Source organism: Actinokineospora diospyrosa, from assembly GCF_024171925.1.
Taxonomy (GTDB): Bacteria; Actinomycetota; Actinomycetes; order Mycobacteriales; family Pseudonocardiaceae; genus Actinokineospora; species Actinokineospora diospyrosa.
In genome coordinates this window covers 361311-387041 of sequence record NZ_JAMTCO010000010.1, presented here as the reverse complement: position 1 = coordinate 387041, position 25731 = coordinate 361311, and the positions used below count along the sequence as shown (strand labels likewise).

The window sequence follows — 25731 nt, the reverse complement described above, 5'->3', positions numbered from 1 at the left end:
GGTCACTCACCGATGACCGGGGGAGCGGTGACCGCGTCGGTCCCGAACAGCGCCTCGGGATCCGGCACGACGAGGTACGCGGGCGCCGATCGCTCCAGGTCGTCTTCCCCCGGTCCGGCCGCACCTCCCCCGCCCGTCGGCAACCCGCCGCCCGCTCGTCCCTGGCCCGCTCCCCTTGCCCCTTCGGACACCCCGGACCCTCGAACGCCCTCGGTCGGCCCCACGCCCGTCCTGGCCCCCTCCGGCCCGAACCCGCGTCCCGCCTCGGCCCCAAACCCGCGTCCCGCCTCGGCCCCGAGCCCGCGGGCCGAGAAACCGCGCCCTTGCTCGGTCCCGGTCGGCACCCGCTGTCCACTGTGGCTCCCGGCGCCCTGCTGCCCCGGCTGGCCGCCACCACCCCCGAACCGCCCACCGGTGGTCCCCACCGACCCCGTCGTAGACCCACCACCCGGCATCCGCACCGGCGGCAGCACGACGACCGGCGGCCGCACACCTGGCGGCGGATACCCGGGCAGCTGTCCCGGATTCGGGCCCGGCCGCGGAGCCACCGCAGGCGGCCGCGGCGCGACCTGACTCGGATCCGTCCGCTGCTGTTGGTGCGCCTGGACTTCGCCGGTACCGACCCGCTGCTGCTCGGTCCCCGACCGGGCAGGCGCCCGGGTCACGACGGGCTCGTGGGTGGCTGCCACCCGGTTCCGAACCGGCACCGGCGGTCGGACCCGTGTCGGGGGTACCGGTTCGGCCGGTGGCGTCGGTGGCGTTTCCACGACCCCGGGCCGGTCGATCGCTGTGGCCCCGAACGAGGTGGGCATGGCCGAGGCGTTGCTGGTCGTCTGGTCCTCGTACACCCGCATCGCATCGACGTTGATCTTGTTCGCGGTGTTGTACCGGGCCGTCTCGGCCTCGTAGGTCAGCGCTGCCCGACCAAAGGTGGTCAGGTTGTCCCACCAGCCCGGCTGTTGCGGCATGGGAGGGATCGGCTGCACCACCCTCTTGATCCCGTTGAACAACGCCACCTGGTCCATGGTCACGCTCTGCACCTTGGTCAACTCGGACGCCGCGGCATCGTGCTCCGCCTCGAGCGGCTCAGCGCCCCGCATCGCCGCACCGCTGGCCGCTCCAGACCAAGCCTCTTCCATCGTTCGCGTGATCTGCGCGATTTCTCCGGCGACCTCGCCGTACTGCTGGGCGACCTGGGCTACCGTTTCCGCTGCGCGCTCCAGTGGCCTGGTACCCGCGCCGTTGTGGAAGTTCGCGTAGATCTCCTCGCCGGTCAACCCCTTGAACCAGGCCATCAGGTCCACGGCCTACCCCGCTTTCAGGTTGGTGATCGCCAGGGTCGCCATTTCGCGCAACGTCTCGCACGCCTCTGGTCCCGGTCCGCCGAGCGCGCTGACGTGGAAGGTGAGGTTGTCACGAATTCCCACAACCAAGTTGCAATGGCCGCGTTGACGGTTGTCGGTGCCGGAATGGAAAACGGCGGGGTATCCGTCGATTGAAATCGGCTCGAAGTACGCCGAATTGTCCTTGAATACCCGGTACGTGTCGGTAATGCTCTGGTTGTACTCGTCGAGCCAGCCGAAAGAGTAGTTCGCCAGGTCTTTGGTGTCCCAATCGCAGGACGCGTTCTTCTGCCCCGCCTTGTGCGGGGTGCCTTCGGCTTCCCAGCCCAGGCCGGTCGACTGGGCCCTGGTGAGGACCGCGCACGGCTCGGCGAGGAATCGCCCCGGTTCAATGGGATCTTTCACCTTCAGCGATGCCCCGTCGGTATCGCTGGTCGTCGGGCTCGGTGTGCCGGATGAGCCTGCTACGGGCGTGCCCGGCTCGGAACAGGCGGCCAGCAGCGCGGCCGTCACCATCCCGACAACGATCATGTAGCGGCGCACGTCAGCGTCCTTCCGAGGTGCGGACGATCACGGTGTTCCGCGCCTCGGTCGCCGCGTACGCATTGCGTGCGGCGATGAGCTTTTCCAGATACGCCTTGGTGTACTCATGCATCTGGATATTGTGGTCGAGGGCCGACTGCACGCTGAACTTCGTTGCGTTGACCTCATTGGCGCTCATGCCATCGCCCGCCGGTGGGCGGATCGTTTCGTGGCTCTCTTCCAGAGTCCTGGCGTTCGCGGAGATCTTGGTCAGGACGACGTGCCACCGGGCGATGAGCGCGTCGAGCGCTGAGATGCTTTCGAACTGGAAGTGGCCGCTCCTGCCGCTGCCGCTGGCGACTTCGCTGGGGAGTTGGTACGTCAGCACCGGGCCCTTGCCCACCTGCACGCTGATCTGCCGGTCGACGGACGCCGCTATGTCGCCATCTGGCATGGGAATCCCCCTCGACGGTGCGGTGCGGGGAGAGAGTAGCAACGCTGTGTGGCGAAAAGCCCGCCGTTGGCGGTTTTTCGTCCGCCCTGCACCGTTCGGGTCATCAGTGGTTCGGCGTACTTTGACCGACAGTGAACAAACGAGGGGTGGACCGGTTCTCGGTCCACCCCTCGGAAGTAGTAACGCGGGTTAAGCGGAAAGCAGTTGCGCGCAGCGGATCAAACCGAGGTGCGAGTACGCCTGCGGGTGGTTGCCCAACGAGCGCTCCGCCACCGGGTCGTACTCCTCCGGCAGCAACCCGGTCGGTCCCGCCGCGTTCACGATCTGGGCGAACAGGTCCTCGGCCTCCGGGCGGCGGCCGGTGAGCAGGTAGGCCTCGATCATCCAGGCCGCGCAGATGTGGAAGCCGCCCTCGTCGCCGGGCAGGCCGTCGTCGCGGTGGTAGCGGTAGACGGTGGAGCCGGAGCGCAGTTCGGCCTCGGTGGCGGTCACGGTGGCCTGGAACCGCTCGTCGGTGGGGTCGATGAGGCCGACCATGCCGATCATCAGGGTGGCCGCGTCCAGGTCGGTGCCGTCGTAGGCGGTGGTGAACGAGCGGACCTCGTCGTTCCAGCCGTTGGTGAGCACGTCCGCGGCGATGGTGTCGCGCAGGCCGGGCCAGTCGGCGTGCACCGCCCGGTCGTGGGCCTCGGCGAGCTTGATCGCGCGGTCGATGGTCAGCCAGCACATGACCTTCGAGTACACGTGGTGGCGCGGGCGGTGCCGCTCCTCCCAGATGCCGTGGTCGGGCTCGTGCCAGCGCCGGGTGACCGCCTCGGCCATCGCCTCGACCATCGCCCAGTCACCATCCGAGAGCGACCCCTTGACCTCGGCGAGCGCCGCGACCAGGTCGACCACCGGCCCGAACACGTCCAGCTGCACCTGCTGGTTGGCCAGGTTGCCGACCCGCACCGGTCGCGAACCGGCGTACCCGGGCAGCGTGTCGATCACCGCTTCCGGGCCCAGCGTCGTGCCCGCGATGGTGTACAGCGGGTGCAGCCGCTCCGGGCCGGGGATGGTGGCGAGCACCCCGTGCACCCAGCCCAGGAACGCCTCGGCCTCCACAGTGGACCCCAGCGACACCAGCGCCTTCGCCGTCATCGACGCGTCGCGCAGCCAGCAGTACCGGTAGTCCCAGTTGCGGATGCCGCCGATCTCCTCGGGCAGCGAGGTGGTGGCCGCGGCCATGATCGCGCCGGTCTCGCTGTGGCACAGGCCGCGCAGGGTCAGCGCCGAGCGGGCGACCAGGTCCTTCTCCACCGGTGGCAGCACGAGCGTGTCCAGCCACTCGGTCCAGTACGCCGCCGCGCGGGACTTGCGCTGCGCCTCGGCGACCGGGTGCGCGGACAGGTCCCTGGTGCCGCAGCGCAGTTCGAACACCACCGGCGCGTCCGGGGTCGGCTGCACGACCGCGCGCGCCGAGTCCACCTGCCCGTCGCTGGTGATCTCCCAGACCACACCGGGGGCGCGCAGCGCGATCGGGTCCGAGGTGCCCAGCACCAGCAGCCCGTCCGGCGTCGCCTCCAGCCGCACCTGCACCTGGCCGAACTCCGGTCGGGGCGCGAACTCCACGACCGCGGCCGACGAGCCGGACAGCACCCGGGTCAGGTCGGTGCGGTGCGCGGGCACGTCGTGCTCGAGGTAGTCGGTGACCAGCAGGCCCGACCAGCGGGTCTCCACCGTCATCGTGCCCGGCAGGTACCGTTGCCCCAGCGGCAATCCGCCACGTTCGGGGGACACCGAGAAGTGCCCGGCCGTCGGACCGCCGAGCAGGTCGGCGAACACCGCGGCCGAGTCCGGCTCCGGGTGGCACAGCCAGGTGAGCCGTGCGTCCGGGGTGACCAGCGCGACCGAGCGCTCGTTGGCCACCATGGACAGCCGCTCGATCGGCGGCGCCTGCCCGCCGTAGAGCCAGTTGCGCCGCTCCTCGAGCAGCAGCGCCAGCATGGTCGCGACGGACACCGGGTCGTCGATGCGGTACCCGGCGAGCGTCTCGCCGTCGCCGACCTTCACGCCGAGGTCGGGGCCCTGCAGCCGGGCGAACGCCTTCTCGTCGGTCACGTCGTCGCCGACGAAGACCGCGGCGGTCGCGCCTGCCTGGTGGCGCAAGACGTCGAGCGCGTGGCCCTTGTCGGTCTGGACCACCGCGAGCTCGATGACCGCCTTGCCCTCGGTCACCTGGACCCCGGTCCACGTGCACGGCCCGGTGCGGACCTTGCCCAGCACCTCCTCGGCCACCCCGGCCGCCGCGCGGCGCACGTGCACCGCGATGCTGGCGGGCTTGACCTCCAGGTGCACGCCCTCGGCGCCCTCGGTCAGCTTCTCCAGCTCCGCCTCGATCCGGCGGTGCAGGTCGCGCGCCTCGGCGTCGAGCGCGTGCACGAACCCCACGTCGAACTCGGAACCGTGGCTGCCGACCAGGTGCACCTCGGCTGGCAGGCGCGACAGCGTCGCCAGGTCGCGCAGCGCCCGACCGGAGATGACCGCTGCGGTGGTCTCGTGCAGACCGGCCAGCGAGCGCAGCGCGCCGACCGACTCGGTGTGCGGGCGGGCGTTCTCGGGGATCTCGACGATCGGGGCCAGCGTCCCGTCGTAGTCGCAGGCGACCAGCAGTCGGGGTGTGCGGGCTATCTGCACGATGGCGCGGCGCAGCTCGGCGGGGAGGGCCTCGGCGGTCAACGCCTTCTCCTTGGCTCGTTCTCGGGGCGGGTCTGCTCAGTGGGCGTGTTCTGGGTCCAACGCGTCGAGGAACGAGCGCGCCCACCGGTCGACGTCGTGGGTCAACACTTGTCGCCGCAGCGCGCGCATCCTACGGCGACCCTCTGCTGGATCGATCGTGAGGGCCGCGTGCATGGCGTTCTTCACGCCGTCCAAATCGTGCGGGTTGACCAGGAAGGCGCTCGTCAGCTCGGCCGCGGCGCCCGCGAACTCGGAGAGCACCAGCGCGCCACCGAGGTCGTGCCGACAAGCCACGTACTCCTTGCACACCAGGTTCATCCCGTCCCGCAGCGGCGTCACCAGCATGACGTCGGCGGCGGAGAAGAACGCCGACAGCTCGGCCCGCCCGATCGACTGGTGCAGGTAGTGCACGATCGGGCGGCCGATCCGGCCGAACTCGCCGTTGATCCGGCTCACGACCTGCTCGATGTCGCTGCGCATCCGCTGGTAGTGCTCGACCCGCTCGCGGCTCGGGGTCGCCAGCTGCACCATCGCGACCTCGGCCGGGTCGACCCGGCCCTCTCTGAGCAACTCCTGCAGCGCGTAGAGCCGCACGTCGATGCCCTTGGTGTAGTCGAGCCGGTCCACCCCGAGGATGACCTTCTTGGGGTTGCCCAGGTCCGCGCGGATCTGCTGGGTGCGCGCGACGGTTTCCCGCTTGCGCGACAACGCGTCCAGGCCCGCGGAGTCGATGGAGATGGGGAACGCGCCGACCCGGACCGCGCGGTCGCCGAGCTGGATGACACCGGGGCGGGTGCGCACGCCGACCGCGCCCCTGGTCGGTTCCAGGCCGAGCAGCCGCCGCGCCAGCCACAGGAAGTTCTGCGCGCCACCGGGCCGGTGGAAGCCGATCAGGTCGGCGCCGAGCAGCCCGCGCACGATCTCCGCGCGCCAGGGCAGCTGCATGAACAGCTCGGTCGGCGGGAACGGGATGTGCAGGAAGAAGCCGATCCTCAGGTCCGGCCGCAGTTCGCGCAGGATCGCGGGCGCCAGTTGCAGTTGGTAGTCCTGGATCCACACCGTCGCGCCCTGGGCCGCCACCTTCGCGCAGGCCTCGGCGAAGCGGTGGTTGACCTTCACGTAGCTGTCCCACCAACCGCGGTCGAACTCCGGTGGCGCCACCACGTCGTGGTAGAGCGGCCACAGCGTCGCGTTGGAGAAACCCTCGTAGTAGTCGCGCACCTCGTCCGCGGTCAGCGACACCGGGTACAGCCGCAGACCGTCCTCGGTGAACTCGTCGACCTCCACGTCGGCCACCCCGGGCCAGCCGACCCAGGCACCGCTGTGGCTGCGCAGGAACGGCTCCAGCGCGCTGACCAGACCGCCGGGGCTGTGCTTCCACCGCTGGCTGCCGTCCGGCAGGCGCTCGAGGTCGACCGGCAGCCGGTTGGCGGCCACGATGAACTCCGCACCGTTTTCGCTGCTCACGCCTGACGTGCCTCCTCAGACCGGGGGATGCCCGGTTTGAGGCTAACCACTGCGGGCACTCCCCGCGTCCTGCGACCAGGGTGAGCGCGCGTGGCGACTCTCACGCCCGCGGGGGGTTTACTCCAGCCGCCGCTCAGTGGGGCGCAACGGGCCGGAGAGCCGGGGCCCGGACAGCCGCCGCTCCAACCTGCTCAGACCGGTCCGGACCGGCTGGGCCAGGTATTCGCCCAGGACGACGCCCGCGGCGAGTGCCAGTGCGATCGCCGCCGCCAACATCAGCGTCGGCAGGCCGGTCGTGCTCCGCTCGGCGGCGAGTTCGTAGAGCCCGCGGTAGGTCGTGAGACCGGGCAGCAACGGCACCAGACCGGACACCGCGACCACCAGCGGTGGCATCCGCAGCCGCCGCGAGATCACCCCGCCAGCGAAGCCGATCACCACGGCGGCCACCCCGGAGGCGGTGATCGGGCTGCTGCCCGCGAGGGTGAGCGCGCCGTAGACCGCCGTGCCCGCGCCGCCCGCGGCCGAGGCGACCAGCAGCGCCCGCGGCTTGGCGTAGCTCGCCAGGGCGAACAGCGCGGCGCCCGCGGCACCGGCGAGCGCCTGCACGGGGAGCCGGAACGCGCTGGGTGGCAACGGGTCGGCCAGCGGTGTGTACGCCATGCCGAGCCTGGTGGCGACGTTCAGCGCGAGCACGACACCGGCGATCAGGCCCGCCGTCATCAGCGAGATCTCCATCGTGCGGCCAGCCGCGGTCACGTTGTAGCCGGTGATCGCGTCCTGGACGGTCGACACGACCGACAACCCGGACAGCAGCACGGTGATCGCCGCGGCCACCAGCAGCGTCGGTTTCGCCGTGATGGCCCCGCTGGCCAGCAGCGCCAGCGCCGCGCCCGTCGCCAGCGCGCCCCCGACCACCTGCTGGAAGAAGAACGGCAGCGCCCTGCGGTTGAGCAACCGCCCGACCCGGTCGACCACGGCGGTGATGATCCCGGCGAACAGCGCCATGTCCGCCGCGCCGCCGATGAGGACGGTCACCGCCGCCGCCATCCCCGCGTACGCCGCCGTCGCCACCCAGCGCGGGTACGGGTGCGGCGCGGTCGTGATCCGCTCCAGCTCGGCCCGCGCCTGCAGCACCCCCAGCCGGTTGCGGGTGATCTTGCCGACGAGGGTCTCCACGTCGGCCAGCCGGGTGTAGTCCAGCCCGCGCGAGCGCACCACCCGCAGCGAGGTGATCGGCGGCTCGTCGGTACCGCGCTGGCACGCCACGGTGATCGAGGTGAAGATGACGTCCACCTCGCAGTGCGGCAACCCGTACGCCGCCGACACCGCGATGATCGTGGCGGTCACGTCGGAGGCACCGGCCCCCGAGGCCATCTGCACCTCACCGATCCGCAGCGCCAGGTCCAGCACGAAGTGGACGGTGCGCTCCTCGGGCAGCTGCGGCCCGTGCACGGCCTGCCCCCCGCTGGCACCGTGCCCGTTGCCGCTGAGCTGCCCGTTGACCCGCCGCCACGGCAACCACCCGGCCCGTTGCGAGAACCGCGCCACCCCGACCTCCTCACGTCTCGGCCCCACCGACCGTCTCGGATCATGAGCCGCCCCGCAACCGCGCCCACCGCCGGCCTTACCATTGGGGCGGCGCCACCAGCGTGGCACCAGGCCGGCATAGCTCAATTGGCAGAGCACTCGCCTTGTAAGCGAAAGGTTGCGGGTTCAAGTCCCGCTGCCGGCTCCACCCTGACCAGCGGCGATGCTGGCCAGGGCGTGCTCGGCGAGGCCGGGGGTCTCACTCAGGGGCTCATTCGTCCCACAGATGACCCCCGACCTGCTTGGCCACGTCGGTAGCCATGTCGCTCGACACGTGCTGGTAGCGGGTCAGCATGGACATCTGCGACCAGCCCATGATTTCCATGATCACCCGAGGGTGCACCCCCAGGGCCATGAGGATCGTGGCGGCGGTGTGCCGAAGGTCATGCAGCCGGGCGTCCCGTACTCCGGCGTCCTTCAGCAGGGCTTTCCACTCGTCGTGGTCCCTGCGGGGGTCGATCGGCTTGCCGTTGGGCTGAGTGAAGGTCCACCCTCCCTCCTGCCACTCGGTGCCCGCGGCGACCCGCTCCGCGTCCTGGACCTCCTTGTGCTCATCCAGCAGGGTGACCAGCGGCCCAGGTAGACCCACGGAGCGGCGACCCGCCCGCGACTTGACCGGGACCTCCCGGAGGCCCCCGCCGTGCCGCTGGGGACACGTAGAGGCGTGCGCGGCGCAGTCCGGTGGACACGGCGGCGGGCAGGGCTTCCGCTTGTGCCGCGCGCACCCTGGCTTACAGGGTTTGACCTTGTGCCGCGTAGTCCCGCACTGGTGCGGGTCGTCGCACCCGTGCTTCCACTTGTGCCGCTGAAGTTGGCGCGGCGTCCGCAGCTTGCCCTTAGCCAGGTCGATCCGGGTCCATTTGAGTCCGATGGACTCGCCTTTCCGCAGGCCAAGCGCCAGGCCGACGATGAACCGCACCCCGTTTCGGCGCTTCTTGGCGCAACGGATCAGACGCTGCGCTTCCTCCTCGGTGAACGGTTCAATCTCGGTCTCTTCGAGCTTGGGAGCCTTCGCGAGGCTGGCCGGATTCCGCGTGATTCTCTCTCGCGCTACCGCGACGTTCAACGCTGTCTTAACGGTACGGTGCACCTGGTGGGCATAGCCCGGTGATTTGCCTTGAGCCAACATCTTTGCGTAGAGCTTTTCCAGGTGTTCTGGCTGCAAACGGTTCAGTCGATGAGCGCCCACGCCGGGAATAAGCCACTTGTTCACCGCGTAGCTGTAGGCGCTTGCAGCATTCGGTGTGATTGAAGGCGTGGCAATGGTTTCCAGCCAGTGTGTCAGCCACTCGCCAACAGAAGGCACACGTCCGGGTGTCGTCACTTCCCCGTTCTTGCGCTTCAATTCGAGTTCGCGAACTGCCTCAATCACCTCGGCTTCGGTTGCGCGTTTGACGTGTGGACGGTGGGGTTTGCCGTTGTCTTTGACCCCCATGGTGACGCGGCCGTGCCACTTCTGGTCGTACTCGCTGAAATAGATGGTCGATGCGCCGTTGGGGCGTCGTGTCCCCTCGGGGCGTGGTTTGCGGGGCATATCGGTCCTTCCGGTAGGTCGCGCGGCATGGCTGTGTCGTGAAGGGGTGGTGTCGTGTCCCCCTGGGAGGGCTGGGGGCAGGGGAGCAACAGCCCGGTTTCGGGCTGTTGTGGGCGTGGCGGCGGGGCCCTGGACTGCTTCCCTGGTGGGTGTTGGCGCAGGTCGGCCCAGGGAAGCGGCGTAGGGAAGCGGTCAGGGGAAAATCCCTGGTTGTCGCTGCTCCCCTGTGCCCTTCCCTGAGGGGAGGGAGGCGGGCCAGGGCGGAGGTGCAGCCGTTCTCGTGGCCGTGCGGCCGGTGCTGGACGGGTCTGCGGGGGCTCCCAGCGGCCTTGGTGGCCAGGTCCGTGCTGGTCAGGTGAGGGAGGCAGGCGAGGGAGGCGGGAAGGGAGAACTCCCTGCGGGCTGGGTGCCTCCCTCGCCGTGTCTCGTGGTTGCTAGGCGGCTTGGGCTTGGGTGAGTTGGCGGGTGAAGGTGGTGAGTGCGTCGCGTGGGACGCGGCGGAGGCGTCCGATTCGGACGGTGAGGATCGCGCCTTCTTTGATCAATGCGTACATGCGGGTGCGGCTGATGGACAGGGCGGTGGCGGCGGCTTCGACGGTGAGCAGTACGCGCGGCGTGTCGTCGGTGGCGGGTGTTGGGGTGTCCACTGTGGTGTGTCCTTTCCGGTTGGTGCTGGGCTACGCGGAAGGGCTGCCCTACTAGCCCGCGCGGGGGTAGTGGGGCGGGGTTCGTGGTCTGGCGGGTGGTGGTTGACGAACTTGACGAACTAACGAACTAGGTCGGTGACCTGCGGTTTTGTCGGGGGCTTAGTTCGTCACGACGAACTAAGGTCGAGGTGTCTGCCCTGGTCAGGGCCTTTGTTCGTTAGTTCGTCGAGTTCGTCGGGGTGTGGGTGGTGGCGGTGTAGGTCTCGGCGGGGCGTCCCTTGCCCGATTGCGTGGTGCGGGTGATGTGTCCGGTGTCGACCAGGCGGGCCAGGAGCGCGTCGGGGTTGATGCCGCGCCGTTTGGCGTTGCCCTGGTAGTGGCCGGTGGTCACGTCCCTCTTGGTGCGGCCTTGCGGCCCTGCGGCGTTGATGTAGGCGAGCAGGGCAGCGAGGGTGTCGTCTGGGCGAAGGACGGCGCGGGCGGAGTTGATGCTGTAGCGCACGAGCGCGGCAGCTGCCGACAGGTGCGCGATGCCGACGCGCGGCGAGCGGTCCAGGGCCGCGTAGGTGGCGGCGATGCGTAGGCAGTTGGGGACGGCGCGGGAGGTGAACTGGGACAGGACGTGGTCACCGTCCCCATCGGACTCGGGGCCGCCGAACTCCAGGTAGATGTGTTGCCAGGTGTCGATGGCGTCGGGTGCGATGGTGATGCGGTCCAGGCGTGTCCCCGCGGTGACCCTGTCTGCGAGTGCGGCGCCGAACTGGAGCAGCAGGGCGTGGTCGACGGGTTTGGGGACGGGCAGGAACTTGGACTGCCCGACCGCGATGGGGAGGAACCGGTTGTAGGTGCCGCCGGCCATGTCGGTGGCGCTGACTTTGGCGGCGAACTCTTGGGGGGTGATGTGGGCGACGATGCCGATGTGGGTGTCGCGTGCGGTGCGGGCGTCGACGTTGAGTGTGGACAGGTCCCCGCCCTCCCAGGCCGCTCGTAGCGTCGCCGAGAGCGTGTTGCCCTCCCGTTTCATGCGGGCCATCACGGAGGCCCATTCGGGTTCGTAGGCCAGCAAACGGAAGTCTCCTTCCGGCAGCAGTCGTGTCCCCCCAGCCTTGCCCTTGCCGGGTTGGTCGTCGGTGGCGAACACGGCCGCGAGTCCCTCGCCGGAGGACAGGCCGGATTTGACGTTCTCGGTGACGAAGTCGGGCATGGCGTAGGAGAGGACGGCTTTGGCGACGTTGTAGCCGGTGCCCTTGCGTCCTGTCCCCGTCCGACCGATCACGATCGGCCAGGTGAGCAGGGGGTGGCGTTCGAACCCGCCCACCACGACGTGCGGGCCGGGTCCCATCGCGACTCCGGCAGCTGCCAGCAGGGTGGCCAGGACGTTGACCGGGTCGGCCTCGGTGAACGGGTCCAGGTGCAGCGCGACTTGGCCCAGGAACGAGTCGAACACGGCCGGATCGACCGGGGGGAGCCACTGCCGCACCTGCGCCACCCGCGCGGCCATGCCGGTCACGTCCCCGGTCGCGGTGACGGAAGGGCCGTGGTCGGTTCCGTCACCGGGGGACGGGACCGGGTAGAGCCGTCGCCCTGAACCCGGGTCTGCTGGGACTGCGCTGGGGGTGCTCATGGCGGGTTCCCTCCCTGGGCTCAGGCGGCGAGGACGCGGCGGGCCATGCGGCGGGCGGCGGCCAGGCGATGGGGGTGGGCGAGGGTCCCGTTGTGTTCGGCGGCCAGGACGAGCGCGGTCACCTCGGGCACGCGGAACAGCGGGTCCGCCACGACCCCGGCGACGATGGGGGCGAGTCCGGCGGGTTCGAGTCGGCGCCACTGGGCACGGGTGTAGGGCAGCAGGTACAGCACGGCGGCGGTCACGTCCACGCTCGAACGCGGGTGCTGACGGGTGCACGCGGGCACGACAGGGTCCTTTCACAGGCGCCTTCGAACCCGGGTCCGAAGGCGGGATGACATGCGAAAACAAGGAAGTGGGGGGCGGGTGCGGGTGTGGTGGCCCAGCTGGCCGGAGTTCGGCTGGGAGAACCTCCCCGCACCCACCTCCCCCCTGTGGTTCCAGCCGGGTTCGGGTACGGCTGGAACCACCAGGGGGCGACGTCGGGGGCGGGTGCCTCAGGTTTGTGGCCTGGCGACTGGGAAGTAGTCGAATGGGGGAGCGACGCGCCAGGCGAGGGTGGCGCAGAGTCGGGCGCGGGCGGGTGAGCCCCATAGGTTCCGGTGGGCGCCATCGTCATCGCGGAGGTTGATGTCCAGGGCGATGTCTGACCACCGCGACGTTGCGGCGAGCCCACCCAGGTTGGCCACCCCCGCCGCGACCAAGGCGAAGACCTCGTCATCGGTGAGTCGTTTGTGTAGCCGTACGCCGCTGCGGGCCAACGCGACCGCGACCCCGGTGGTGTCCAGCTCATCCACGCAACGGGTGCCCACGAGTACCGCGTCCCGGTCCGCGACGGTGGAGGGGGCGAGGGTGGGGGTCATCGCGCGGCCCCGATCAGCACGGCGGCGGCCTGCACGCACCGGTCCCGGTGCGCCGGGCTGGTCCAGTGTTGGTGGAACCAGGCGGTGTCATCGGCATTGGCGCGGCCTGCCTGGACCTGGGCGGCGACGTGGGCCAGGTGCCGCACGGTGTCGCTGCCGAGGCGGTCGTAGCCGTCGAGCACAGAGGCCGCGATCCGGGCCGGGGTCGACCCGAACCCGGTCACCGCAGACAGGGCCGCTGCTGCCTCACCGGCGGTGAAGTGCCCACCGAGAGTCCAGGACTGCCGCTGCCCCCGCACGATCTCCCGCCGGTACCTGGCCTCGTACTCCCGCGAGGTACCCGGGTCGGTGGGCGCCACACGCTCCAACCACACCGTGCCCGGACGCTGCCCCCGCGCGAACCGCACCACCACGCCCGACTCGTCCGCCATCGTGGGGCGGCCCAGAACGGCGGTCATTCCGACACCGCCACGTCAACGCCACCCAGCACGGCCGCGTCCTGGTCGACATCCTCAACCGACTCACCCGCCACCACGAACGCCTGGTACGCGGCCTCACCGCACGCCTCCAGGTACACCTGGAGCGCCCGCTCCGGGATACGCAGCGACTTTCCGATCTTGAGCGCGTCCAGCTCACCGGACTGCACAGCCCGGTAGACCGTGTTGACCGACACGTCCAGCATCTCCGCGACGGCCCGGACCTTGTAGAACCGGCTAGTCTCTACCTGCATCGTGCGTCTCCAAGTTCGATGCGGCCCCGGTCGGTGTGTCAGCACCAGCCGGGGCTTTCTGTTGTCCCGTCAGCGTCACTGGCTGCTGCCAGTTGCGCACTCCCCATGTCTACTGGCAGCAGCCAGTAGCGTCAACTGGCAGCAGCCAGTGTCACTCAAGTGGAGTAAGCCAGTGAGGAGTAGAGTGCAACAGGCAGCAGCCAGCCCGCAGGGAGGGATCTTGACCACGCAGGATGAGCCAGTAAGCAAGCAGGTTGCAGGTGCCATTCGAAGCAAGATCGAGCAAGGCGAACTTGTCGAGGGGTCAAAGCTTCCCTCGGAACGAGAAATAGCCTCCGAATATCAAATCGCCAGGACGACGGCCACGGCGGCAATTCGCCTACTCGAACAGGAAGGATTGGTTATTCGACAGCACGGACGGGGGAACTTCGTCCGAAAAGTTAGCCCACTGATCCGGCTAGGCGGAGATCGGTACTCGCGAAAGTATCGCGGAGGCCCTACGCCCTTTAGGCGAGAATGCCAGAAGGCAGGCTTGGAGCCCAGGGTTGAGGTGTTGTCGGCGGAGCAGGCGCGTCCACCGCAAGACGTTGCTGACCGTCTCCAGGTAGACGCCACCGCGCGATCGGTGCTGAAACGCTCGAACCTCTATTTCGCAAACGATGAACCCGTGCAGGTTGTTACAACCTATATCCCGTGGGTTATCGCCAAGGGAACCCCGCTAGTCGCGCGAAAGCAAACCGGAAAAGATGGCATCTACGGCAGGCTTGAAGACTGCGGGCACGTGATGACTACGATCCGAGAAGAGGTCACAGCGCGAATGCCTGACCATCGCGAGCGTGAGATGCTGGCATTGCCGGGCGGAACGCCAATCCTGCAAGTGATTCACACGAGCATCGATCAGAATCAAGAACCCTTCGAAGTCACTCGATTTGTCCTGAGAGCTGACCGGAACGGCCTGCTGTACCAGATGCCTGTCGACTAGGTGTCCGTACCTAACACCGTTGACCTGCGGTGGTGAGGCTGGACGGCTAGCTCCCCCAGTTTCAGCCTGGTGTTTCGGGTGAGTGGCCGTCCCAAGCCGTCCCAAGCGTCCCACCGCAGGTCGGAGTGCATGTAGTGCCGTCCCACAGCCGTCCCAGGTACGTCCCGCCTCTGTCGGCTTGCAGCTGCTGACGCACGAGGTCCTGACCTGTTTGGCGGCGAGACGTCATCTGCCTGTATGAGGTGTTCTGTTGAGCCGACGGGAGTGGCGGGGGGCGGAGCGGCCGAGCCGGGCGGGGTCAGGGGGCATCTGCGCGCGGGGCTCAATCAGGGGCTCAATCCCAGTTCGTACGCGCCTTGGCCTACGTCTCTCTGTGCGCTCTGACCAGCGGCTCAGACCCATCGGGACTCCCCTGAACCCCCCGCCCTTGAACTTGTAAGCGAAAGGTTGCGGGTTCAAGTCCCGCTGCCGGCTCCACAGTCCTCGTGCCACGTACGGTTCAGCCGTAACGGCGATCACCGCGCGGCGATCTCTTGTGGGAACACCAACACCCGCAGGAGGCCAGGTGCCATTCAGCTTCTCCCCTGGCGGCGGTGGTGACGTGCACAACTCGATGTCGGCCAGCATCTTCGGCTCGGTCGTGCAGGCGCACACCATTCACGGTGGGATCCACCTCCCTGGGGGGCTTGGCCTCCCGGAGCGCATCGCCCAGGATGCTGCGGATCTCGCAAGGGGGTTGCTCGAGTACGGCGCCGCGGAGGCCGCCGTCGAGGTCATGGCCACGGCGCACCGGGTGTTGCGGGACAAGCGCGGAGACCGGGACTTGGTGGTCCTGACCGCCTTGGAAACGTTGGGTGACCTTTTCAGCGAGAGCGGGCGCGCCGGTGAGGCCGTCGAGGCGCAGCGGGACCTGCTGGAGGCCCGCCGGGCGATACTCGGTCGGCACCACGAGGAGACCCTGCAGACCGCGGGCAACCTGGCGGTGGCGCTGTGGCAGCTCGGCGAGTACGAGAGTTCCCGCGCCCTCGAGGAGGAGGTCCTCGAAGGGCGCGAGCGGGTGCTGGGGCCGGACCACCCGAACACCATCGCGGCTCGCGACAACCTGGCTTCTACGTACGCCGCCCTCGGCCGGTGGTCTGACGCTATCGAGAAGGCGCGCCAGGCGGTTGCTGGGTTCGAACGGGTCTTCGGGCCCGAGCATCCCAAGACGACAGCGGCCACCGCGAGCCTGGCCACCCACCTCGCCCGTGTGGGTTCTCACGACGAGGCGTCCGAGTTGTTCCGGCAGGTTTGGCAAGTCCGCAGGCGCACCCTGGGCGAGGAGCATTCGGACACCCTGCGGGCTGCGGGTAATTTCGCGGCGTCGTTGTGGCAGACCGGGCAGTACGCGAGGGCGCGCAAGATCGAGCAGGAGGTCCTGGACCGGCGGCGGGCGAAGTTCGGTCCGGACCACCCGGACACGATCAAGGCGGCGATGAACCTCGCCGGCTCGCTGGCCGAAGCGGGCGAGTTGACCGATGCGCTCGTACTGCTGGAGGACACTTACCGCGACTCCTCGCGGGTGTTGGGCCCGCACGACCAGGTCACCACGACCGCACAGGCGAACCTGGGCACGGTGCTGTGGCAGCTGGGGCGATTCGATGAAGCCGCGGAGCTACAACGCGACCTGCTTGAGAAGCTCAGGCGAACACTGGGCGACGACGACCTGGACACGCTCGCCGCCATGGCGAGCCTGATCACCTCGTTGCAGTCCGGGGGGCGCTACGACGACGCTCGCGGGTTCGCCGACGAGCTGTGGCGGCGGTTGCGCGAGCAGTTCTCCCCGGACAACCCCTCGGTGATCTCGGCAGGTCTTGAACTCGTCCAGATGGCCGCTCAGCAGTCCGATATGGCCACCGCCCGCGAGGTTTTGGCCTTGGTGCGGGAGAACCTGCCGGAAGACCCCGAGCTGCGGGCGCGTTTCGCCGCCGTCGAGCGGGTGGTCGCGCAGCGATGAGCGCGCCGGAGCCGACCGAGATGAGCGTGTTGCTCAAGGTCGTGGAAGCGGTGGAGCTGAAGATCCGCAGCTCCGCCACCGTGCGGTTGCCGGAGCCGGAGCGCACGCACATCACCCAGATCGTCGCCAAGTTCGAGCCCGGCTCGACCATCGGCGCTTTCATCCAGGACAACGGGGAAGGACCCAAGATGGGCGACACCTACAACGTCGACAAAGCGGGCGCGGTCGGGAAGGGCGCGACGGCCTTCGGGGTGACTTTCGGGGACGGGGGCGGGCAGCAGGTCGACCTCACCGAGCTGGCGGCGGAGTTGGGCAAGCTGCGCGAGGCGATGCGCAAGGAGGGCACCACGGTCGACCACGACATCGCGGTGGCCGAGGTCGCGCAGGCGGAGCGGTCCGCGACAGCCGGGGACGCGGCCGAGACGGTGAGCAGGCTCGCCAAAGCGGGGGAATGGGCGCTGAAGTGCGCGACGGTGATCGGGGCGCCGTTGGCCGTGGCCGTGTTGAAGTCGGCGTTGGGGTTGTAGCCCGTAGGGGTCCCGGCTGGGGCGAACCCGGTGTGCAACATCGGCTTGGGCTGCGACGATGTGCTCGTCGACTGTCGAGATGGTGTGGGGGTGCCCGGTGACCGGGGAACCGACTATTCGGGCTGGGGCCGCGACTGACGTGGGTCTGGTGCGGGCGGCCAATGAGGACAACTACGTCGTGACCGCGGCGGTGTTCGCCGTGGCCGACGGGATGGGGGGACACGCGGCGGGGGACGTCGCCAGCGGGCTCGCGGTGGCGGGGTTGGCGCAGCTGGGGACCGAGGGCACGCTGCGGCCCGATGACGTGCGCAGGCACATCGTGCGGCTCAACGGCGACATCCTGGCCGCGGCGGCGCGCAACCCGGAGCAGCTGGGGATGGGGACGACCGTCACCGGGCTGTGCCTGGTCGACTTCGCCGGGTCGCCGCACTGGGTGGTGTTCAACGTGGGGGACTCGCGGGTCTACCGCTACGCCGAGCGCGAGCTGGTGCAGCTGACCGTGGACCACTCCGAGGTGACCGAGTTGGTCGCGGCGGGCGAGCTGAGCCCGGCGGAGGCCGCGACCGACCCCAGGCGCAACGTGGTGACCAGGGCGCTCGGGTCGCCGCTGCCGCCGGAGCCGGACCTGCTGGTGTTCCCGCCGACCGAGGGGGACCGGTTCCTGGTCTGCTCCGACGGCCTCACCGGTGAGCTGGACGACGCGGCCATCGCCGCCGTGCTCGGCGCCCAGGGCGACCCGGTGGCCGCGGCGGCCGCGCTGGTGCGCGACGCGGTCGCGGCCGGTGGGCGGGACAACGTGACCGCCGTGGTGGTCGACCACGTCAGCGCCCCCACCGCGCCGACCGGCGACGAGACGGCGCCGCGAGAGGCCCCCTAGAGCCGAGGAAGGCCCGCAAGATGTGTGTCCGGCACCGCTCGGGGAATCGGGTCGCGCGCTTAGGCAAGCGTTTGCGCCCGCTGGTCACCGCACGACTCGGGGTGAGCCGATGAGGCCACCGGAACTGCCCGGTCTGCGACTGGTCCGCTTCCTCGGTTCCGGCGGTTTCGCCGAGGTGTACCTGTACCGGCAGGCCGAGCCGAAGCGCGATGTCGCGGTCAAGGTGCTCAGGGACGCCAGCCTGGCCGCCCGGTTCGCCGAGGAGGCCGACGCCATGGCCGAACTGGGCGACCACCCCAACATCGCGCAGGTCTTCTTCACCGGCGTCAGCGCGGACGGCCGCTCGTTCCTGGTCATGCCGTACTACCCGCGGGCGAACTTCGCCGAGCGCACCCGCGCCGAGCGGATCCCGGTCACCGAGGTGATCGCGGTCGGGGTGCGGATCGCCAACGCCGTGCACGCCGCGCACGAGGTCGGCATCACGCACCGCGACATCAAGCCCGCCAACGTCCTGGTCGACCGGCTGGGTGAGCCGCGGCTGGCCGACTTCGGCATCGCGGGCCGCGGCGGCGCCTCGGTCGACGGCGTCGGCGTGCCGATGTCGATACCGTGGTCGCCGCCGGAAGTGTTGCGGGACGGGGTTTCCACCTTCCAGTCCGATGTGTACTCGTTGGGCGCCACCGTGTGGCACCTGCTCGCAGGCCGGTCCCCGTTCGAGGTCGTCGACGGTGACAACGACGCCGACGCGCTGGTCCACCGCATCCTGCACACCCCGGCCCGGCCCAGCGGTCGCGACGACGCGCCGCCGGGGTTGGAGCAGGCGCTCCTGCGCGCCATGGAGCCCGATCCCGCCGACCGCTTCGCGACCGCCCGTGAGTTCGCCCTCGCGCTGCGTGCCGTCGAGCAGGGGGCGGGTTTCCCGGGGCAGACCACGGTCCTGCCGCCGCGCCCGCGCGCCAAGCCCGCACCGGTCAAACCCGCACCGGCCGAGGAGGCCACGGTCCACCCCGTTGAGCCGAACGGCTCAACGAAGGCGTTGTCGATCCCCACCTACGTAGACCCGCCGCCCGCCGTCCAGCCGGTCATCCCACCTCGGTCCTCGTGGTCCACACCACCGCCCCCGCCACCCATTCACACTGTGGCCTCCGACACAGTGAATGAGGAGCGCGGCAGGCCGTGGGTGGCGATCACCCTGGGTGCCGCCGCGTTCCTCGCGGCCGTCACCACGGGCGTGGTCCTGCTGTCCACCGGGGCAGCCGAACAGCCCGCACCGCGGGGGCCGGTCGACCCCGGCGTCCGCGACCAGGACGCGGGTGGAATCGCCGCGCCGCCGGGGAAACCGGTGGTCACCGCGACGCGCATCGATCCGACGACCTTGCGCTTCACCTGGACCTACTCGGCGCCGCTGGGGACCGACAGCTTCCTCTGGCGCACCGAGGACCGCTCACGCACCGCGACCGCGACCGCGCCGACGGTCGACATCGCCGCCCCGGCGGGTACCCCGGTTTGCCTTGAGGTGAAGGTCGTCCGGGCGGACGGCAGTAGCGCATCCGCGGTCTTTTCGCCACCCGGGTGTGGAAGGTGAACGGACAAACCTGCAACATAGTCGCCGCGCGACACGATATGGCCGGATGACGGCTCGGGGACTCTGGCAGGGGACACGTGGGTTTTCTCAGGCGACACCGCACCGCCATCGCGTCCTCGGTCGTGCTCGCGGTCGGGGCGACGGCTCTGGTCACGTACGCGTTGTCATCGACCGGCTACCCGGTGCGCCAGGTCGACCTCGACGACGGCGGCATCTGGGTGACCAGCGACAAGGACGGCCTCTTCGGCAGGCTCAACAAGCCCGCTGCCGCCCTGGACGCCGCCTTCTACCCCCCGGGTGGGGCGCAGCAGACCTACCAGCTCGACATCCACCAGGACGGCTCCGCCGTGGCAGCGCGCGACGCGGCGACCGGTCGCCTCTTCCCCGTCGACGTCGCCCGCGCGGTCGCCTTACCCGAGCAGGGCTTATCCATCGCCGGGGACACGGAACTGGCCATGGCGGGCGGCACGCTCGCCGCGCTGGAGCCGCGCACCGGCCGGGTGTGGGCGACCAGGGTCGACACCCACGACGGCATGACCAACCTCGGCACCCTCGACCCGGCCAACGCCCCGCTCGCCACCGTCGACCCCGACGCCGCGCTCGCCGTCTCCCCGGACGGCACGGTCCGCGTGGTCTCCAAGACCGGCAAGGTCGCCACGATCCGGGTCAGCCAGAACTCCTTCGAGTCCCCCGACTACAGCGCCCTGCCGCGCCCGCTCTCCAGCGTCCAGGTCACCTCGGTCGGCGGTGACCTCCTCGTCCTCGACACCAACACCGGCACGCTGGTGCTGCCCGACGGCAAGGACGTCACGATCGACGCCGACGAGACCACCCGGCTGCAGCAGCCCGGTCCCGGATCCGACGTCGTCATCATCGCCACCAAGAAGGCCCTCGTCGCGGTCTCCATCGCCGACGGCCGCACCACGCTGCTGTCCGACGCGGGCAAGGGCGCGCCAGCCGCCCCGGTGCGGCTCGGCGGGTGCGTGCACGCCGCCTGGGCGGGCACCCAGTCCGGCTACGTCCGCTCCTGCGACGGCGGCAAGGCGACCCCCGGCAACCTGCGCGACGAGACCGTGCTGGCCAAGCCGGTGTTCCGGGTCAACCGCGGCTCCATCGTGCTCAACGACATCGCCACCGGCGCGGTGTGGGACCTGAGCACGCAGAAGAAGGTCGACAACTGGTCGGCCGTGAAGCCGCCGCCGGTGCAGAACCCCAGCGACAAGACCAAGAACGACAAGAACACCGACGCGGTCAAGGACAAGCCGCCGAAGGCCGTGGACGACAACCTCGGCGCCCGGCCCGGTCGCACCACCGTGCTGCACGTGCTGGACAACGACTCCGACCCGGCAGGCAACATCCTGTCCATCTCGGCGGTCACCGCCCCGGACAACCCGGCCGTGCGGCTGGCGATCTCCCCGGACGGGCAGACCGTGCAGATCACCCTGCCGGAGTCCGCTGTGGACACCCGGTTCAAGTACACCATCGACGACGGCCAGGGCCTGTCGGCGACCGGCTCGGTCAACGTCGAGGGCCGCACCGCCGACGAGAACAAGCCGCCGGAGCTGCGCCCGGGCTTCAAGCCGACCGACTGGAGCGTGCCCTCCGGCGGGCTGGTGTCGATCCCGGCCGTCGCCGACTGGCGCGACTTCGACGGCGACCCGATCGTGCTCGCGGGCGCGAAGGTCGCCGACGGTTCGGTGACCACCACCCCGGCCGGGTTCGCCGACTTCACCGCCCCGCGCAAGGCGGGCCCGCAGCAGGTCGAGTACCAGGTCACCGACGGCAGGGGCGAGCCGGTCGTCGGCACCGAGACCGTCACCGTGCAGGACCCGGCCGCGACGACGGCGGTCGCCGCGATCGCCCAGCCCGACGTCGTGCGCGGCCAGGTCGGCCAGCCGATCACCGTGCGCCCGCTGGAGAACGACCGCCCCGGCTCCGACCCGACCGACCCCGCCGCGCGGCTGCGGCTGGCGGGCGACCTCGCCGCCCCGCCGGGCGCCGCGGTGGTCACCGACATCAAGACCGGCCTGGTCACCGTCACCGTCGCCCGGCCGGGCACGGTGTTCCTGGAGTACTCGGCCGCCTTCGGCAACGCGCCGTTCGCCACCGGCAGCATCCGGGTCGACGCCACCCCGGCGCCCGCGACACCGCTGCCGCCGGTCGCCGTCCCCGACAGCGCCGTGGTCCGCGCGCAGCTGCCGACGCTGGTCGACGTGCTGGCCAACGACGTCGACCCGTCCGGCTCGCTGCTGGTCGTGCAGACCGCCGCGCCGGTCGTCGAGGACCAGGTCAAGGTCGCCATCGTCAAGGGCCGCTGGCTGCGGATCACCTCGCTGACCCCGACGCTGAGCCCGAACCCGCAGGTCGTGCGCTACACCGTGACCAACGGGCTGACCGGCGCGGTCACCGGTGAGGTCACCGTGACCCAGCTCGGCCCGCCGCCGGACGACACCCCGGTGCCCAAGGACGACCACGCCGTGGTGCGCGCCGGTGACTCCGTCGCGATCCCGGTGCTGGACAACGACACCACCCCGGGCGGGTCGCCGATCTCGTTGCAGGCCAACGTCGAGGGCGCGCCCGCGCGCGGGCAGCTCTCGGTCACCGGCATCACCGACCCGGACACCCAGGTCGGCCGCGCCTACGTCACCGGCAACGTGGTCCGCTACGTCCCACCGGCCACTGTGGACGCGCCGGTGAAGGTGCTGGTCTCCTACGTCGCGGTGAACCCCAACGGCGACCAGGCGGTCGGGCAGGCGCACGTCACGGTCAACCCGGCGCCGACCCCGCAGGTGCCCAACCAGCCGCCCGCCCCGCAGCCGGTCGAGGCGCGGGCGATCGCGGGCGACACCATCAAGATCGTCATCCCGACCAGCGGCCTGGACCCCGACGGCGACTCGGTCTCGGTCACCGGCATCGGCTCGGCCGCCGCGCTCGGCCGGATCATCGCGATGGGCGCCACCTCGATCACCTACCAGGCGTACCCGTCCAGCGCGGGCACGGACACGTTCAAGTACCTGGTCACCGACCCGTTCGGCAAGACGAGCGAGTCCGACATCCGGGTGGCCATCGTGCCCCCGGGCGACCCGCAGCCCGCGATCGCGGTCGACGACGTCGTCACCGCCGCGCCCGGGGTGCGGCTGGCCATCGACGTGATGGGCAACGACCTGCGCGCCCCCGGTGACACCACCCAGGTGGAGCCGCTCAGCGGGCGCAACCCCAACCTGCCCAAGGACGTCACGCTCAACCCCGAGACCGGCCTGGTCGAGCTGACCGCGCCCGACCTCAGCGGCAAGCCGCTGATCATCGTCTACAGCGTCATCGGCGGCTTCGGCGAGCCGTCCATCGCGACGCTGACGGTGCGCAGCCAGAAGGACTACAACATGCCGCCCATCGCGGGCGACACCTACGCCGAGCCCCGCCCGGGCGCCGACACCGTCGAGGTGGACGTGCTCGCCGCCGCGGGCGACGTCGACGGCTCGGCCGGTGACCTGACCATCACCAAGGTCTTCGACGACAAGGCGAGCGAGTCCGGCGGCAAGATCACCATGCCCGTCCTCGGCCAGCCGCGCACCGTCGCCTACGAGCTCAAGGACGGCGGCGGCGCGACCGCGCTCGGGTTCATCCACGTGCCCGCCAGCGGCAACGGCGCCCCGTACGGCAAGCCGGGGCAGAGCGTCGAGGTGCCCATCGACGGCGCCAAGACCGTGTCCATCACCGACTTCGTGGTCGACCCGGCCAACAAGCCGGTGAAGCTGACCCTCGCCGACCGGATCTTCGCCTCGCCCTCGATCGGCCTGCAGGTGCGCAACGAGGGCGACCAGTCGCTGGTGCTCACCGCGGTGCCCGGCTACAACGGCCCCGCCGCGGTCACCTTCGAGGTCACCAACGGCGCCAGCCTCACCGAGGGCCAGACCGCCTACATCACCGTCCCGGTGCAGATCGGCCCGGACGTGCCGATCCTGCGCTGCCCCAGCGGCACGATCACGCTCATCGCGGGCGGCACGACGATCGGCATGGACATCACCTCGGTCTGCCACGTGTGGACCGCCAAGCCCGGTGCCGCCGTCGACCTGAAGTACACCGCCAAGTGGAAGACCGACGCCGAGGGCGTCGACGTGGAGGGCTCCGGCTCGCGCACCATCCGGCTCACCGCCTCCGGCGCGGCCCGACCGGGCGCCAACGGGGTGCTGGAGGTCGGCGTCGAGGGCTCGCCCGCGCCGCCGACGCCGTTCGCGGTCCGCGTGATCGCCGCGCCCGCGCCGTCGGTCTCGCCGGTGTCCATCGACGGCATCAAGGCGGGCGAGACCACCGACGTCAACCTCGCCCAGTACGTGCGCTCCCGGCTGCGCGACCCGGTGATCTCCGTGGTCTCGGTGCGCCAGATCGACGGCATGTCCGCCAACTCGAGCTCGTCGGGGGCCTCGGTGCGGATCACCCCGGGCGCCGACTCGCACGGCACGATGTCCTTCGAGGTCACCGTGTCCGACGTGGCCGACACCAGCCGCAACGACCGCAAGGTCCCCGGCCGGATCACCCTGCGCGTGCTGGGTGTGCCGGACGCGCCGAGCATCCCGATCCCGGGCCGCACCACGCTGAGCAAGGTCGTGGAGCTGTCCTGGGGCACCCCGGCCAACAACGGCGCCCCGATCGAGGGCTACGAGGTCTCCTGGGACGGCGGTTCGCAGAACTGCGCCGCCTCGCCGTGCTCGATCTCCGGGCTCACCAACGGCCGCGCCTACTCGTTCACCGTGCGGGCCAGGAACCTGGTCGGCTGGAGCAAGCCGAGCCCGTCGTCGTCATCGTCCACACCGGACGAGGTGCCCGGCGCGGTCGGCGGTCTCACCGCGGCCCAGCCGCGCGACGGTGGCGTGACGCTCACCTGGACCCCCGCCCGCAACGAGGGCAGTGAGCTGCAGCGGCACGAGATCAGCTGGACCGGCGGTGGCCGGATGACGGTGCCGGGTGGCGCCACCACGGCCACACCATCCAATTTGGACAACGACACGATCTACACGTTCACCGTCATCGCGGTGAACGCGCACGGCCCCGGTCCGGCGGCGACGACGACCGCGCAGTCGGCTGGCGTGCCGAACCGGCCGTCCGCGCCGACGCTCAACGTGGTCCAGTCCGCCGACTCGAAGCGCAGCGCGGTACGGGTTTCGTGGGCTCCGGTCAGTGCCAACGGCCCCGGCCCGGTCACCTACACCGTCACCCGCACCGGCGGCGGTGGCGACAAGGTCGTCTGCGAGAACGTCCGCAACCTGTCCTGCGCCGACGACGGCATCCCCAACGACGGCACGGTGTACACCTACTTCCTCACCGCGACCAACTCCGGACCGGGTGAGGGCCACACCTCGCCGCCCAGCCCCGGTGCGGACATGGAGGCCAGCGCCAAGCCGGACGCCTTCGGCGCCTCGTACAAGGCGGAGGCCACCGGGGTCGACGGCCAGGCGAAGATCAGCTTCGACGCACCGGCCTCGCACGGCAGGTCGAACACGGTCACCTGCAGCTGGGGCACCGGCAACAGCTGCGGCACCTGGGAGTACCCGGTCGAGGGCAAGGACAACGTCGAGTACACGATCAACGGGCTGCCCAACGGCCAGCAGGTCGGCATCACCCTGCGCACCTGCAACGGCAGCGGGGGCAACGAGGCGTGCAACGCGCCCGCGGTCGAGCAGGTGACCACCTACGGCCCGATGAAGGACCTGGTGATCTCGACGACCGCGGTCGAGGACAAGGTCACCTACCGGGTCACCGCCAACCCCAACGGCAAGGCCGCCCAGGTGCGGATCCAGACCGACAAGGGCAACGGCAACCTGAACCTCACCACCGGGGTCGGCGAGTGGAGCCACGAGGCCACCCTGGACGTGGGGTACGCGACCACGGTCAAGATCACCGTGACGGTGAGCAGCCAGGGCAGGCCGACGCTGACCGAGGAGGCCTCGCAGGCGACCGGGCCGGAGCCGCCCGCGCCGGTGGTCACCGTGTCCAAGGGCGCTGCCTGCGGCACGTCGAACCCGTGCAACAGCGCCAAACCCGACGCGTGCACCGACGCCAGCTGCGCCTTCATCAAGGTGAAGGTGGAGAACTTCCGCGGCACCACCGTCACCTGCTCGTTCACCGCGCAGACCGCCGGCTACACGTTCGTGAACGAGACCTTCACCCCTGGCGAGGAACGCCAGACGCGCAACTTCTACGGCTCGCCGGGGACCAAGGTGACCGTCACCTGCCGGTCGTCCGGGTCACCGAACACCTCCGGAGCGATCACGTGGTGA

Annotated in this window: 19 protein-coding genes and 1 tRNA gene; 7 read left to right on the top strand and 13 right to left on the bottom strand. The window is 70.3% G+C overall.

Annotated features, from left to right (window positions below):
- Positions 1 to 2: 2 nt before the first annotated feature.
- The 6 genes from LV75_RS22055 to LV75_RS22030 all read right to left on the bottom strand — a co-directional run bounded on the left by LV75_RS22055 (position 3) and on the right by LV75_RS22030 (position 7956).
- Positions 3 to 1295, bottom strand: a complete 1293-nt coding sequence (locus tag LV75_RS22055; RefSeq protein ID WP_253888884.1) for a hypothetical protein — start codon at positions 1293 to 1295, stop codon at positions 3 to 5.
- A 12-nt stretch (positions 1296 to 1307) separates the two neighbouring features.
- A complete protein-coding gene (locus tag LV75_RS22050; RefSeq protein ID WP_253888883.1) occupies positions 1308 to 1886 on the bottom strand; it encodes a DUF3558 domain-containing protein in 579 nt (192 codons plus the stop codon).
- A gap of 1 nt (position 1887) precedes the next feature.
- Complete coding sequence (locus LV75_RS22045) at positions 1888 to 2319, bottom strand: hypothetical protein (protein ID WP_253888882.1); 432 nt, start codon at positions 2317 to 2319, stop codon at positions 1888 to 1890.
- 189 nt (positions 2320 to 2508) lie between these two features.
- Positions 2509 to 5037, bottom strand: a complete 2529-nt coding sequence (gene otsB, locus LV75_RS22040; RefSeq protein WP_253888881.1) for a trehalose-phosphatase — start codon at positions 5035 to 5037, stop codon at positions 2509 to 2511.
- 36 nt (positions 5038 to 5073) lie between these two features.
- A complete protein-coding gene (locus LV75_RS22035) occupies positions 5074 to 6504 on the bottom strand; it encodes an alpha,alpha-trehalose-phosphate synthase (UDP-forming) (protein WP_253888880.1) in 1431 nt (476 codons plus the stop codon).
- A 117-nt stretch (positions 6505 to 6621) separates the two neighbouring features.
- Positions 6622 to 7956, bottom strand: a complete 1335-nt coding sequence (locus LV75_RS22030; RefSeq protein ID WP_253888939.1) for a threonine/serine exporter family protein — start codon at positions 7954 to 7956, stop codon at positions 6622 to 6624.
- Between the two features lie 207 nt (positions 7957 to 8163).
- On the opposite strand from LV75_RS22030, the gene LV75_RS22025 reads away from it, so the two are divergent.
- Positions 8164 to 8239, top strand: a tRNA-Thr gene (locus tag LV75_RS22025).
- A 63-nt stretch (positions 8240 to 8302) separates the two neighbouring features.
- Here LV75_RS22025 and LV75_RS22020 read toward each other — a convergent pair.
- The 7 genes from LV75_RS22020 to LV75_RS21990 all read right to left on the bottom strand — a co-directional run bounded on the left by LV75_RS22020 (position 8303) and on the right by LV75_RS21990 (position 13489).
- Positions 8303 to 9625 (bottom strand): tyrosine-type recombinase/integrase, encoded by a 1323-nt coding sequence (locus LV75_RS22020; RefSeq protein WP_253888879.1) that lies wholly within the window; start codon positions 9623 to 9625, stop codon positions 8303 to 8305.
- A gap of 434 nt (positions 9626 to 10059) precedes the next feature.
- On the bottom strand, positions 10060 to 10272 hold the full coding sequence (locus LV75_RS22015; protein WP_253888878.1) for a helix-turn-helix domain-containing protein: 213 nt from the start codon (positions 10270 to 10272) through the stop codon (positions 10060 to 10062).
- A gap of 217 nt (positions 10273 to 10489) precedes the next feature.
- The gene (locus LV75_RS22010; protein WP_253888877.1) at positions 10490 to 11896 is read right to left on the bottom strand and encodes a DUF3987 domain-containing protein; all 1407 of its coding nucleotides are present in this window, start codon (positions 11894 to 11896) and stop codon (positions 10490 to 10492) included.
- Between the two features lie 20 nt (positions 11897 to 11916).
- Positions 11917 to 12183 carry a hypothetical protein gene (locus LV75_RS22005; protein WP_253888876.1) on the bottom strand — a complete coding sequence of 89 codons (267 nt, stop codon included), beginning with the start codon at positions 12181 to 12183 and terminating at the stop codon, positions 11917 to 11919.
- 210 nt (positions 12184 to 12393) lie between these two features.
- Positions 12394 to 12759 (bottom strand): hypothetical protein, encoded by a 366-nt coding sequence (locus LV75_RS22000; protein ID WP_253888875.1) that lies wholly within the window; start codon positions 12757 to 12759, stop codon positions 12394 to 12396.
- On the bottom strand, positions 12756 to 13217 hold the full coding sequence (locus LV75_RS21995) for a hypothetical protein (RefSeq protein WP_253888874.1): 462 nt from the start codon (positions 13215 to 13217) through the stop codon (positions 12756 to 12758). Before LV75_RS21995 ends, LV75_RS22000 begins: the two co-directional genes overlap by 4 nt.
- Entirely contained in the window at positions 13214 to 13489 is a 276-nt protein-coding gene (locus LV75_RS21990; RefSeq protein ID WP_253888873.1) for a helix-turn-helix domain-containing protein, read from the bottom strand. The genes LV75_RS21995 and LV75_RS21990 overlap by 4 nt, the downstream gene beginning before the upstream one ends.
- A 220-nt stretch (positions 13490 to 13709) precedes the next feature.
- On the opposite strand from LV75_RS21990, the gene LV75_RS21985 reads away from it, so the two are divergent.
- From LV75_RS21985 to LV75_RS21960, 6 genes are all read left to right on the top strand, one after another.
- Positions 13710 to 14471 (top strand): GntR family transcriptional regulator, encoded by a 762-nt coding sequence (locus LV75_RS21985; RefSeq protein ID WP_253888872.1) that lies wholly within the window; start codon positions 13710 to 13712, stop codon positions 14469 to 14471.
- A gap of 565 nt (positions 14472 to 15036) precedes the next feature.
- A complete protein-coding gene (locus tag LV75_RS21980) occupies positions 15037 to 16467 on the top strand; it encodes a tetratricopeptide repeat protein (protein ID WP_253888871.1) in 1431 nt (476 codons plus the stop codon).
- Positions 16464 to 16994 carry a hypothetical protein gene (locus tag LV75_RS21975; protein WP_253888870.1) on the top strand — a complete coding sequence of 177 codons (531 nt, stop codon included), beginning with the start codon at positions 16464 to 16466 and terminating at the stop codon, positions 16992 to 16994. The genes LV75_RS21980 and LV75_RS21975 overlap by 4 nt, the downstream gene beginning before the upstream one ends.
- Positions 16995 to 17091: 97 nt before the next feature.
- Positions 17092 to 17871: a PP2C family protein-serine/threonine phosphatase gene (locus LV75_RS21970; protein ID WP_253888869.1), complete on the top strand. Its 780-nt coding sequence runs from the start codon at positions 17092 to 17094 to the stop codon at positions 17869 to 17871.
- Between the two features lie 109 nt (positions 17872 to 17980).
- Positions 17981 to 19456, top strand: a complete 1476-nt coding sequence (locus tag LV75_RS21965) for a serine/threonine-protein kinase (protein ID WP_253888868.1) — start codon at positions 17981 to 17983, stop codon at positions 19454 to 19456.
- Positions 19457 to 19533: 77 nt separating this feature from the next.
- Positions 19534 to 25731, top strand: a complete 6198-nt coding sequence (locus LV75_RS21960; RefSeq protein WP_253888867.1) for an Ig-like domain-containing protein — start codon at positions 19534 to 19536, stop codon at positions 25729 to 25731.

What these genes read in the sequence shown, in the direction of transcription:
- LV75_RS21990 (WP_253888873.1), bottom strand. Translation starts at nt 13,489, where the DNA reads ATGCAGGTAGAGACTAGCCGGTTCTACAAGGTCCGGGCCGTCGCGGAG.
- LV75_RS21995 (WP_253888874.1), bottom strand. Translation starts at nt 13,217, where the DNA reads ATGACCGCCGTTCTGGGCCGCCCCACGATGGCGGACGAGTCGGGCGTG.
- LV75_RS21975 (WP_253888870.1), top strand. Translation starts at nt 16,464, where the DNA reads ATGAGCGCGCCGGAGCCGACCGAGATGAGCGTGTTGCTCAAGGTCGTG.
- LV75_RS22010 (WP_253888877.1), bottom strand. Translation starts at nt 11,896, where the DNA reads ATGAGCACCCCCAGCGCAGTCCCAGCAGACCCGGGTTCAGGGCGACGG.
- LV75_RS22055 (WP_253888884.1), bottom strand. Translation starts at nt 1,295, where the DNA reads ATGGCCTGGTTCAAGGGGTTGACCGGCGAGGAGATCTACGCGAACTTC.
- LV75_RS22000 (WP_253888875.1), bottom strand. Translation starts at nt 12,759, where the DNA reads ATGACCCCCACCCTCGCCCCCTCCACCGTCGCGGACCGGGACGCGGTA.
- LV75_RS22045 (WP_253888882.1), bottom strand. Translation starts at nt 2,319, where the DNA reads ATGCCAGATGGCGACATAGCGGCGTCCGTCGACCGGCAGATCAGCGTG.
- LV75_RS21965 (WP_253888868.1), top strand. Translation starts at nt 17,981, where the DNA reads ATGAGGCCACCGGAACTGCCCGGTCTGCGACTGGTCCGCTTCCTCGGT.
- LV75_RS22020 (WP_253888879.1), bottom strand. Translation starts at nt 9,625, where the DNA reads ATGCCCCGCAAACCACGCCCCGAGGGGACACGACGCCCCAACGGCGCA.